The sequence below is a fragment of the Draconibacterium sediminis genome (assembly GCF_000949475.1).
GTDB lineage: Bacteria > Bacteroidota > Bacteroidia > Bacteroidales > Prolixibacteraceae > Draconibacterium > Draconibacterium sediminis.
The window spans coordinates 36,322-48,716 of record NZ_JRHC01000004.1; the positions used below are offsets into that span (position 1 = coordinate 36,322).

Sequence of the window (12,395 nt, forward strand, 5' to 3'; positions counted from 1 at the left end):
TAAATCAATTGGTTAAAAATACCTAAACGGCAGGGCTATGTCTCAATTCTTACTAAATTTGTAGCCTTAAAAATTTTTTGGGGAGTGGAAGAGAAGAAGTTTTTTGATAAACTAAAAAATCAATACCGGTTAATTATTTACAACGATACCACGTTTCAGTCGGTGTGGAGCATGAAGCTTTCGCGGCTGAAAGTGTTTACAGTAACCAGTTTAACATCGGCAGTTTTGGTAATACTCGTAATTTTGCTGATTGCAACTACCGGCTTACGCGAATATATTCCGGGTTACCCAAAAGCTGAGTACCGGCAAATGTTGGTGCGTAATGCTTTGGTTGTTGATTCACTGGAACAGGAATTGGCAAAACGCGATCAGTTTTTTAAGGGTATTCAGGCCATAATGTCGGGCGAAGTACCGGAGGATGATCAAATGACCGCAGCCGATATTGAGACAGACGAGGTAGAATTTAAGCAGTACAATCACGATTCTGTTTTTCAGGATAAATTGCTGGCCGAACAGTTGAGTCTATCCATTCGAAACAATAATACCGATGTTACACAACTCAGCCAGGTACACTTTTTTGTGCCGGTAAAAGGTGTTGTATCGCAACATTTTAAAAATACACCCGATCATTTTGGTGTTGATTTGGTGAGTGAGCCCAATGCCCGTATTTCGTCGGTGTTAGACGGAACGGTGATCTTTGCCGGCTGGACACTCGAAACGGGTTATGTAGCCTACATTCAGCACGAAGCCAATTTGGTTTCGGTGTATAAACACAATGCCGAATTATTGAAGAAAACCGGACAGACAGTCAAAGCCGGGGAAGCCGTTGCCATTATCGGAAATACAGGAGAATTATCAAGTGGGCCGCACCTGCATTTTGAGTTGTGGCACGATGGAACCGCACTTGATCCGGAACAGTACATTGACTTTTAAGATGAAGAAGAAAATAGCAATTCTTGGATCTACCGGATCCATAGGAACCCAGGCGCTTGAGGTGATCGAGCAAAATCCTGAATTGTTTGAAGTTGAGGTTTTAACAGCGAATAACAGCGTGGAGCTGCTCATTCAGCAGGCAAAAAAATTTCAGCCCAATGTGGTGGTTATTGCCAACAAGGACAACTACAGGCTGGTTTCTGATGCTCTTGAGGATGAAGATATAAAAGTTTATGCCGGAGAAGAAGCACTAAACCAGGTGGCGGAAATGGATACCATTGATATGGTACTAACGGCCATGGTGGGTTATTCGGGATTGCTTCCAACCTATAATGCCGTTAAGGCCGGGAAACCAATAGCGCTGGCAAATAAAGAAACGCTGGTTGTTGCCGGCGAGATCATAACAAAAGCTGCCCGCGAAAAACAGGTTGACCTGCTGCCGGTTGATTCCGAGCATTCAGCCATCTTCCAGTGTTTGGTTGGCGAGTTTATGAATCCGATTGAGAAAATTTACCTCACTTGTTCCGGGGGGCCGTTTCGTGGTAAAACACTCGCTGAATTACAACATGTTACGGTTGATGATGCCCTGGCACACCCCAACTGGGATATGGGCGCAAAAATCACTATCGATTCGGCCACGCTGATGAACAAAGGTTTCGAGGTAATTGAGGCACACTGGCTTTTTGGTTTGCCGGCTTCAAAAATCGATGTTATTGTTCATCCCGAGTCTATCATTCATTCCATCGTTCAGTTTGAAGATGGTTCGATGAAAGCACAAATGGGACTGCCAGACATGAAGTTACCCATACAATATTCCATGGGATTTCCGAACCGGATTAAAAATAACTTCCCGCGGTTCAACTTTTTAGATTACCCCACTTTACATTTTGAGCAGCCAAATACAGAAATTTTTCGTAACCTTGCACTCGCTTTTGCGGCAATGGAAAAAGGCGGAAATATGCCCTGTATTTTGAATGCTGCAAACGAAATAGTTGTTGAGGCATTTTTGAAACGGAAAATCAGCTTTTTACAAATGCCAGAAATAATAGAACAAGCCATGAACAAGGTTGATTTTGTTAATCAGCCAACACTCAATGATTTAATTGAGACCAACAACGAAACAAGAACAGTGGCACAGTTGTTAACAGAAAACAAAATTTAGAAGGAATTTAATGGAGTCGATATTAATTAAAACAGCACAATTACTCTTAAGTCTGTCAATATTAGTGGTTTTGCACGAGGCCGGCCACTTTATGTTTGCCCGTTTATTTAAAACCCGGGTAGAAAAATTTTACCTCTTTTTTAATCCGTGGTTCTCGCTTTTTAAAATAAAGAAAGGCGAAACCGAATACGGAATTGGGTGGTTACCCCTTGGTGGTTATGTGAAAATTTCGGGGATGATCGATGAGTCGATGGACAAAGAAGCGATGAAACTACCACCACAACCCTATGAATTTAGGGCAAAACCGGCCTGGCAGCGTTTGCTGATTATGGTGGGTGGTGTGTTAATGAATTTCCTGTTTGCAATCGTAATCTACATTGGTGTACTTTATGCATGGGGTCAACAATACCTGCCAACCGAGAATGTAAAATACGGCATTGTTGTTAACGAAACCGGCGAGCAGATTGGTTTTAGAACCGGCGATAAAATTCTTACCGTTGACAATGAATACATCGAGCAATTCAGCAAAATTGTACCAACCATTGTTTTAGATGGAGCAAAAACCGTTCAGGTAGAGCGCAACGGACAGAAAGTAGATGTGGAGATCACAGGAGAGGATCTGGCGCTATTGCTAAAGAGTAAAGGTATTTGGGAAGAGCGTTTTCCTTACGATATCCAAATCGGACGTTTGGCAAAAGATTTACCCGCACAACAGGCCGGTCTCCAGATTGGCGATATTTTGGGAAATGTTGATGGACGATCGTTTGAGTATTACGATCAGTTTACTAATTACCTGGAATCAAAGAAAGGAGAGGAAATTGCCATTGATATTATCCGCGATGGTCAGGAAATGACTAAAACGCTGACAGTGAACGAAGACGGGAAAATGGGCTTTAATGCTGCCTTTAATAATCCTGAAGATATGTTCGAGTTCAAAACCATAAAATATGGTTTTCTTGAATCAATTCCTGCAGGTATCGATCGTGGTGTTCAAACTACCGGTAATTATTTGAAGCAGTTTAAGTTGTTTTTCAAAAAAGAAACAAAAGCATACGAGTCGCTGGGTGGATTTGCAACCATCGGTAACATCTTTTCATCTTCCTGGGACTGGGCACATTTCTGGGATATGACCGCGTTTATTTCTATTATTTTGGCCATTATGAACCTCTTGCCAATTCCTGCATTGGATGGTGGACACGTAATGTTCTTGTTTGGCGAAATGATTACCGGACGAAAACCCGGAGAAAAATTCCTTGAGTATGCACAAATTGCCGGAATGGTATTACTTTTGGCTTTGGTACTTTATGCTAATGCCAACGATATAATTAAAATGATTAACGGTACATTTTAATGAAAAAAAACTATTTTTGTTGTTGAACCAATTAACTTATTAGTATATGAATTTATTTGTAGTTGCAGGATTTATCGGACCTCAGGAAATAATAATCATCTTAATTATTGTTTTACTTCTGTTTGGTGGTCGTAAAATTCCGGAGTTGATGAAAGGGCTGGGAAAAGGAATGAAGGAATTTAAACAAGCCACAAAAGAGGACGATGCTGAGGATACAAAACCGGAAAGCGAAAAAATCGACAAGTAATTAATATCGAAATAGATATTAAAATCCCGTTCTGTGATACAGATACGGGATTTTTTGTATTTCATCCGATAGACTTTTCTTACACCATGTTGTGGCCTAACAGTCTGGTAAGGTTTTTGTTATTTATGTTAGAAATCCAAAAAACTGATTATATGAAACGTATTAGCCACCTTGTTTTTCTGGTACTCGTTGCCGCAATTTTTGCGGGCTGCGATTCCGATTCAACTGTTATGTACAAAAATATTACCGGGAAAGCCGGTGAAATGGTTGTAGTAATGTCAAAAGATTCATGGAATGGTAATCCCGGAGAAGTTCTTCGCGAAACACTGGCTCAACCACATGCAGGATTGCCTCAGGAAGAGCCACTTTTCGATTTGATTAACGTTCCGCACGAAGCTTTTAAAGATATTTTCAGATCAACTCGAAACGTTGTACAAACTACTATTTCTACAAATGTTGATGAGAGTGGAATAAAATTCACAGACGATGTGTGGGCTTATCCGCAGGCAACCATACAAATTCGTGCAAAAAATGCCGACGAGTTTGAAAAGATCTTCAACGAAAACAAGGACAGAATTCTATCCTATTTTGTGCAGGCCGAGAAAGAGCGCATAACAATGAATTATAACGACACCTACGAGCGCGCTGTATTTAATACCTTGAATAGCGAGTTTGCTGTTACCATGAAAGTACCACCGGGCTTCCGTATCATGGAAAAGAAAAAGGATTTTTTGTGGGTACAATTCGATTCGCCTGAAATTACACAGGGAATTGTGATTTATTCGTATCCTTACGTTTCCGACAGTGCTTTTACGGTTGATTACCAGTTGCCAATTCGCGACAGCTTACTAAAAAGATACGTTCCGGGCCCAACCGACGGGAGCTATATGTCGACGGAAAAACGCATCGACCAGATCAATAATGTAATTAAGCACAATGGAAATTATGCATCCGAAATGCGCGGTTTATGGCGTGTTGAGAATGATTTTATGGGTGGTCCTTACGTGGCTCTCTCGGAGTTAGACGCATCGAATCAACGTGTATTAAACGCTTTTGGTTTTGTATACGCCCCGGGTAAAGATAAACGCAACCTGTTACGCCAGGTGGAAGCAATGATCTATTCGTTAAAATTAAATAACCAGGCTGATAATGATAAACTAAATCAGCAGGATATTGAAATTCAGGTGGAAGGATAAGTGGAAATTCAGAATAAAAATTATAATTATTCAGGGAATTAATAGCTATCATCCCCTTCTTTTCCCTTCAAAGGGGAATTCTTACTTAACCACTGACGAAGGAAGCCGGAGGACGTTTTAGAAAGACTGTAATTGAGCAATACTTTTTAAAAAAGCAGGCTGGAAAAATCAATTTCCAGCCTGCTTTTTTTATATGATTTTATATGCGTTTTGCTTAGAAAGCAGCTTTTACAATTTCACTAACATTATCAGAAATACCATAGGTATAAATGTGTAACGATGGTACATTATGCGCAACCAAATCCTTCGATTGGAAAATGGCCCACTCTGTTCCTACACGGCGTGCGTCATCGTTGTTTTTGCACTTTGTCAACTCTTTTGACAACTCCTGAGGCAAGTCGATGCTAAAGATTTTTGGAAGCACCGTCAACTGATTTTTCAGGTTGATAGGCTTAATACCCGGAATAATCGGAACAGTAATTCCCATTGCACGGCATCTGTCCACAAAATCGTAATAAACCTGGTTGTCGAAAAACATTTGGGTTACAATGTAATCGGCTCCTTCGTCTACCTTTTGTTTCAGGTAAGCCATGTCTTGCTCCATGTTTGGCGCTTCAAAATGCTTCTCCGGATAACCGGCAACACCAATACAAAAATCAAGTGGTTTATTGTTTTTCAGGTCCGCATCCAGGTACTTCCCTTCTCCCAGATCTTTAATTTGTTTAACCAATTCGTTGGCATTTGAGTGGCCATTCTCGGTGGGTTGAAACACATGCTGGTTCTTAAGTCCGTCGCCGCGTAGTGCCAAAACGTTATTAATTCCCAAAAAGTTAAGATCGATAAGTACATGCTCAGTTTCGCTTTTGGTGAAACCGCCACATAAAATATGCGGAACTACGGGAATGCCGTATTTGTGCTGAATATCGGCAGCAATAGCAACTGTTCCCGGGCGTTTGCGTACTGTTTGTTTCACAATGCTTCCATCGGCGAGTTCTTTAAATTCAATCTCGTCGCGGTGGGTAGTAATGTTAATGTATTTCGGATCGAACTCGGTTAAGCTTTCAATCGTTTTATGCAGGCGCGAAACATCGTTGCCCTTTAATGGCGGCAACAGTTCAAAAGAAAAAACGGTTTTCTTTGCCTGATTTATGGTGTCTATAACTTTCATGCGATTTTAGTCTGTTTTGCTGATGCAAATTTAACAATTTCGTACCTGATCGTCTGAATAAACTTCAAATTGAAAAATAAATGACAGTTTTTTAAAATGAATCGGACGCTGTTATTTATAATTCAGGTTTGTTGGCAAGAACTTCTCAACAAATTCTACCGATACATTTTTACGTTTTGCATAATCCTCAACCTGGTCTTTTCCCACTTTTTCGAGACTGAAATAGCGCGATTCAGGATGCACGAAGTACTGTCCAGAAACCGATGCATTCGGATACATTGCAAAATGCTCGGTAAGCGAAATGCCAATCTTCTCAGCATCTAACAGTTGAAACAGATTCTCTTTTTCAGCGTGTTCCGGACAAGCCGGGTAACCCAAAGCCGGACGAATTCCCTGGTATTTTATTTTCAGGATTTCGTCGAGCGACAGTTTTTCGTCAGGTGCATAACCCCAGTAATTCTTGCGAATTTCGAGGTGAAGCAGTTCTGCAAAAGCTTCACTCAGGCGGTCGGCCAGGGCTTCTACCATGATGGCTTTATAATCGTTGTGCTCTTCGCGGAATTGTTTGGTCCATTTCTCGATACCAATACCTGCTGTAGTGGCAAAACCCCCGCAATAATCCACTTTCCCCGATTCTTTTGACGCAACAAAATCGGCCAAACAGAAGTTCGCTACGCCTTCTTTTTTCTTCTCCTGCTGACGAAGATGATAGAAACGTCCGATCTCTTTCTCGCACGTTTCATCTTCGTATAGAACGACGTCGTCGCCATCCGATTGTGCCGGCCAGATTCCAAAAGCAGCATTTGCCTGAAGCATCTTTTTCTCTATAATTTCATCCAGGAATTCATTTCCTTCTTTGAAAAGTTTCTTAGCCTCTTCGCCCTGTTTTTCATCGGCCAGAATTTGCGGGTAATGTCCCTTTAATCCCCAGGTGATAAAAAAGAATGTCCAATCGATGTAATTCCGCAGTTCTTCCAGCGGGAAATCGATCAAGTGTTTTACCCCGGTAAAATTCGGTTTGTAAATTGGAGTATTGTTCCAATCGATCGGGAATTTATTCTCGCGTGCTTTTTCAAGGCTTAAGTATTCTTTTGTTTTTCGTTTTCCCTGGAATTCGCGAATCTGAGCGTACTCAGAATCCAGATTCTGATGGAATTTTTCGTTCTTGGAAATCAGGTGGGAAACCACATTAACGGCCAGTGATGCATCTTTTACGTGAACAACCGGTGCCGAATATTCAGGTGCAATTTTAACGGCCGTATGAATTTTTGACGTGGTTGCACCGCCGATCATCACCGGGATATTCATTTTGCGGCGTTCCATTTCTTTGGCAATCTCCACCATAATTTCCAGCGATGGAGTGATTAATCCGCTCAGCCCGATTACATCCACTTCGTTTTTAATGGCTTCCTCAAGGATTTTCTCGGTTGGAACCATAACGCCCAAATCGATGATTTCGTAGTTATTACAGGCCAGTACCACACCAACTATATTTTTACCAATGTCGTGAACATCGCCTTTTACGGTGGCCATCAGCACCTTTTTCTGCGACGTGCTGTTTTTGAATTTCGCTTTATCCGCTTCAATAAACGGCAGCAAATAAGCCACAGCTTTTTTCATCACCCTTGCGGATTTGATCACCTGTGGCAGGAACATCTTTCCTGAGCCAAATAACTCACCAACGATGTTCATTCCATCCATTAACGGACCTTCGATAATGTCCAATGCAGGCGAATATTTCTGAACGGCTTCGGCCATATCTTCGTCAACAAATTCGGGCAATCCTTTTACCAGCGAGTGAGCAATTCGTTTCTCAAGCGGCAGTTCACGCCATTCGTCTTTTCTTTCTTCTTTTTTCGAAGTCGACTTCAGGCTTTCGGCAAATTCAAGCAATCTTTCCGTTGCATCATCCGGCCTGCGATTTAATACGAGGTCTTCAATCCTTTCCAGAAAATCTTTTGGAATTTCATCGTAAATCTGCAACATTCCCGGGTTTACAATTCCCATGTCGAGACCGGCCTTTATCGCGTGAAACAGGAACACCGAGTGCATGGCTTCGCGCACCACATTGTTTCCGCGGAAAGCAAACGAAACATTACTTACACCGGCACTTACTTTTGCCAGCGGCAGATTTTCTTTTATCCATTTCACCGATTCGATGAATGAAACGGCGTAATTGTTATGCTCTTCAATTCCGGTACCGATTGTCAGCACGTTCGGATCGAAAATTATATCCTGGGCAGGCAGTCCAACTTTTTCGGTAAGAATTTTATAAGCACGGCTGCATATTTCTTTGCGGCGTTCAGTGTTGTCGGCCTGGCCTTTTTCGTCGAATGCCATAACGATAACAGCAGCACCGTAACGTTTAATTTTTTGTGCCTGCTCGATAAAAACTTCTTCGCCCTCTTTTAAGCTGATGGAGTTTACAATGGCTTTCCCCTGCAAACATTTTAACCCTGCTTCAATCACATGCCACTTCGACGAGTCGATCATGATCGGTAACCTGGCAATATCGGGTTCTGCCATAATCAGGTTTAGGAAAGTAGTCATTTCCTTTTCAGCGTCCAACATGGCATCGTCCATGTTTACGTCGATAACCTGGGCGCCATTTTCAACCTGGTGACGCGCAATGGTAAGCGCTTCCTCGTATTTTTCTTCACTGATCAGTCGCGCAAATTTACGCGATCCGGCAACGTTACAACGTTCTCCAATATTCAGGAAGTTGGTGTTTTCGGTGATGGTTACCGGCTCCAGTCCACTCAGCTTTGTGTAAGTGGTAGCTTCGGCACGATTGTGCGGATTTGCTTTGGCAGCCATATCGGCAAATGCCTTAATGTGAGCAGGCGTTGTACCGCAGCAACCACCAATAATATTTACATAGTTATTATCGAGATACTGTTTGATGTGGCCGGCCATAATTTCCGGAGTTTCGTCGTACTCGCCAAACTGGTTTGGTAATCCTGCGTTTGGGTGTGCACTAATATGAAATGGTGCTTTCCCGGCCAGTTCTTTAATGTACGGCTGAAGATCGGTAGCTCCCAACGAGCAGTTCAATCCGATACTTAACAAATCGACGTGCGAAACCGAGTTCAGGAAAGCCTCCAGTGTTTGACCGGAAAGTGTACGGCCACTGGCATCGGTAATGGTTCCCGAAACCATTAGAGGAATATTTATACCTCTTTCGTCAAGAACTTCTTCAATGGCAAAAATGGCTGCTTTGCTGTTCAGTGTATCAAAAATTGTTTCGATCAGTAAGAGGTCAGCGCCGCCATCGAGCAACGCTTCCACCTGTTCGCGATACGCTTGTTTCAACTCGTCGAATGAGATGGCGCGGTATCCGGGATCATTTACATCGGGCGAAAGTGATAGTGTTTTGTTTGTAGGACCTACTGATCCTGCAACGTAACGTGGTTTATCCGGATTGGCCTTGGTGAATTTATCGGTCAGTTCTTTGGCAATCTCAGCCGAAGCCTTATTCATTTTATAGACATACTCTTCAGTATAGTAATCGGCCTGCGAAATGCTGGTTGCATTAAATGTGTTGGTGCAGATTATATCGGCACCTGCTTCCAGATAAGCCTCATGGATTTCCGAAATAACATCAGGGCGAGTCAGCGACAGCATGTCGTTGTTCCCTTTCATATCACTGGGGTGATCTATCAACAATTCGCCCCTGTAATCGGCCTCGTCCAATTTATATTCCTGAATCAGAGATCCCATTGCTCCATCCAATACCAATACTCTCTTTTTGAGTTCTTCCCGTATGTCTCTTTTTGTTGTCATCTATCCTAACTCTTAACACAAAAACCCTAAGTATAAAAGAATTCTTAGTGCCTTTGTGGCTTTGTGTTTCTACTTCAATATTCGAATTTCGTTGTCTCCTTTAATTCCGATCTTGTCTTCGCAAATAATGAGCAACGATTGTATCTCGTTAAAATTTTCTGCCTGTTTAATCACTTTCTCAACGTGGTCAGGTGTTTTAACCTTATTTCCCAGGGCCGTTGCCAGCGCATCTGCCATTAGAATATCTTCACAAACCACCACAACGGCATCCGCTTTTCCATAACTTAGCGAGGGACCAACTGTTCCAGCCGAAGTACAAATACCAAAGGTACTACTCCCTGCTGGAATTACCAGCCCGATACGCTCGGATAGAATGGATTCGCCTGCAAAAACAGATAAAATCAATTCATCCTGTAAAAGCAAAAAGATGTCGCCGCCGTTTTCAACTAACAGTTCCTTCACCGAAAAGTTTTTACAAATTTCTTCTCCAATTTCGCGGGCAAACAAACCTGCCACTGCCGACATCGGGCCAATTCCCGCTTTTTCGGCAGCCAGCGCCATTTCTTTTGCTTCTTCAGGAGCAAAGTCTGACGGCTGAAAAGGTTTCAGGCTTTTCCTGAAAAACGGTTCTTTTTCGATATAGTCATCGAAAGTTTGACGCAGCGATTTCGCTTTTTCCAAAGCCACTTCCTGCATCTGGTCTTGGTAAGAGGCCGGATCGACACCGATCCAAAGATCGGTTTCCAGGTGTTTTACTTCAAAACCTGTAAAACGTTCGGTGTTAAACTGGCTGCGGTATGTACGTTCTTCAAAAATATTCATCGTTTAAAAATCGTGATTTTGCGAAAATGCATCTTTCTATCTAAAATCAATTTCGAACAAGTTTAGCGGGCAAGCCGGAATACAAAGTTCGCAAACTACACATTTGCTTTTGTCGAATTCCAGTTCCCACGACTGCTTGTCCATGTTCAATGCACCGGCAAAACATACGGCGGTACAGTTTCCGCAGTCGATACATTTTTCTTCTTTCCAGCGAATACGTTTGTCGAGCGATTCGCAGGTGATTTTATGGCTTTTAATGTACTCAACGCCTTTTTCAATGTTTTCTTTTTTGCCTTGCAACTCAAGCAACAGACTGCCGCGTTTCCCGGGGTATACCTCTGCTTTCAATATATTTATCCGGATATCGTATTCCTTCACCAGGTGGTAAGTAAACGCTTTGTCGCCGCTTTGCGGAGGGAAATTCAGTATGTATCTTTTTTTAATCATTGTCAACCTCCGTTTCTTTTAATCCGTTTAACGATGTATTTGACGCGAACATGTGTACGGGTTTGCTTACTTCGAACTCTCCGTTTTGTAACCATTTCTTCAGTTCATCAGCAATTTTGCGCGCTTTTTTTAAGCTGGCAACCGGCGCGGTTCTTATCTTTTTACCTTTCACTTTTATGGTTCCCGACTGCAATTCCTCGTAGGTAACCTGCCCAAGTTTGGGCGTTCCAACCGTGCCGTAATCAAGTACCGAAGTTTCAATCTGGCTGTTGTTAATCGATACGCGTTTGGCAATATCAACATTCAACACCGGGATAGGAATTCCAATTCCCACAAACATGCTAACACCGTATTTTTCGTATGATGCAGCCTGAATATACTCGGGCGACATTTCTTTCAGGTTGCCCATTACTGCAATGGTAGCGCCATTGGTAACCGGAACTCCCAGCTCGTTTTTCGGTTTTGTGGTGTGAAATTGTGTTCCCGGCCAAACCACAAATCCTTGTGTACCTCCTAAAAATATGCGTGTTCCCAGCCCTATGGTCTTAAACTCCGGATCGTTCAGCAGGGGGCTCAATTCACCTGAAGTGGAGTAGGTGGCATTGCGCAAATTCGGAAGCAAACTGCCCATGTAGGTATATTTTATGGTGGAAGTGGTATTTACCGCCACATTGTAGTTCTGATAAGCATTCCGCGGATTGAACAACGTAAATTCATTGATCGTGTTAATGTTGATTTTGGTTTTTATATGCTTTCGCGGATAACAATCGGTGCCTTTTGCCCAGGCCTCCAAAACCACATCTTTTCCTTCCAGCAGATCCTGAATAACGTGTGCACCCCCGTACTCCGGATTGTCAGGGTTACAGGCAGTGGCGCCAATGTATGAATCAACCGCAGCCAGACCTTCGTAGCATGGAACGCCATTCAGTCGGATTTTTTCCATTCGGATTGGCGGATTCGCGTGACCGAAATTTATAATTGCCCCCGATGAACACATGGCGCCAAAGGTTGCAGTGGTTACTACATCAACTTTCTCAACTATTTCCTCCGGCGTTAACTCTTTCGCCATTTGTGCAACTTCTTCGGCGGTTAAAACAACTGCTTTTCCGGCCTTCAGTTTTTGGTTAATTTCTTCGTAAGTTTTTGTTGTCGACATATTTTAAAAAGTCGGAAGTTGGAAGCCAGGATACCGAAGCATGAATCTTTGAAACCGGCAACTGTTTTCATTTAAAAGTTTGTATTGATATTCTTTACGCTGCTAATTTTATGCGGTTAAAACCGCTGAC

The 12,395-nt window shown here is 42.5% G+C and carries 10 protein-coding genes; 5 read left to right on the forward strand and 5 right to left on the reverse strand.

From position 1 onward, the window contains the following. The first annotated feature begins 84 nt into the window (after positions 1-84). The 5 genes from LH29_RS14640 (at position 85) to LH29_RS23895 (ending at position 4,889) form a co-directional block, all read left to right on the forward strand. Complete coding sequence (locus tag LH29_RS14640; RefSeq protein ID WP_052670985.1) at positions 85-933, forward strand: M23 family metallopeptidase; 849 nt, start codon at positions 85-87, stop codon at positions 931-933. A gap of 1 nt (position 934) precedes the next feature. Then, a complete protein-coding gene (locus LH29_RS14645) occupies positions 935-2,095 on the forward strand; it encodes a 1-deoxy-D-xylulose-5-phosphate reductoisomerase (protein ID WP_198152463.1) in 1,161 nt (386 codons plus the stop codon). Positions 2,096-2,105: 10 nt separating this feature from the next. Continuing rightward, positions 2,106-3,446: an RIP metalloprotease RseP gene (gene rseP, locus LH29_RS14650; protein ID WP_045031187.1), complete on the forward strand. Its 1,341-nt coding sequence runs from the start codon at positions 2,106-2,108 to the stop codon at positions 3,444-3,446. Positions 3,447-3,492: 46 nt separating this feature from the next. Then, positions 3,493-3,693: a twin-arginine translocase TatA/TatE family subunit gene (tatA, locus tag LH29_RS14655; protein ID WP_045031189.1), complete on the forward strand. Its 201-nt coding sequence runs from the start codon at positions 3,493-3,495 to the stop codon at positions 3,691-3,693. Between the two features lie 152 nt (positions 3,694-3,845). Beyond that, positions 3,846-4,889, forward strand: a complete 1,044-nt coding sequence (locus LH29_RS23895) for a DUF4837 family protein (protein ID WP_198152464.1) — start codon at positions 3,846-3,848, stop codon at positions 4,887-4,889. Between the two features lie 214 nt (positions 4,890-5,103). Here the strand turns inward: LH29_RS23895 and metF are convergent, their stop codons facing one another. The 5 genes from metF to LH29_RS14685 form a co-directional block, all read right to left on the reverse strand. Next, the gene (gene metF, locus LH29_RS14665) at positions 5,104-6,057 is read right to left on the reverse strand and encodes a methylenetetrahydrofolate reductase [NAD(P)H] (protein ID WP_045031191.1); all 954 of its coding nucleotides are present in this window, start codon (positions 6,055-6,057) and stop codon (positions 5,104-5,106) included. A 111-nt stretch (positions 6,058-6,168) separates the two neighbouring features. Further along, a complete protein-coding gene (metH, locus tag LH29_RS14670; RefSeq protein ID WP_045031192.1) occupies positions 6,169-9,840 on the reverse strand; it encodes a methionine synthase in 3,672 nt (1,223 codons plus the stop codon). 69 nt (positions 9,841-9,909) lie between these two features. Continuing rightward, entirely contained in the window at positions 9,910-10,662 is a 753-nt protein-coding gene (locus LH29_RS14675; RefSeq protein WP_045031195.1) for a UPF0280 family protein, read from the reverse strand. A gap of 36 nt (positions 10,663-10,698) precedes the next feature. Next, complete coding sequence (locus LH29_RS14680; protein ID WP_045031196.1) at positions 10,699-11,109, reverse strand: NIL domain-containing protein; 411 nt, start codon at positions 11,107-11,109, stop codon at positions 10,699-10,701. Then, positions 11,102-12,265, reverse strand: a complete 1,164-nt coding sequence (locus tag LH29_RS14685; protein ID WP_045031199.1) for a homocysteine biosynthesis protein — start codon at positions 12,263-12,265, stop codon at positions 11,102-11,104. The genes LH29_RS14680 and LH29_RS14685 overlap by 8 nt, the downstream gene beginning before the upstream one ends. Positions 12,266-12,395: the final 130 nt, after the last annotated feature.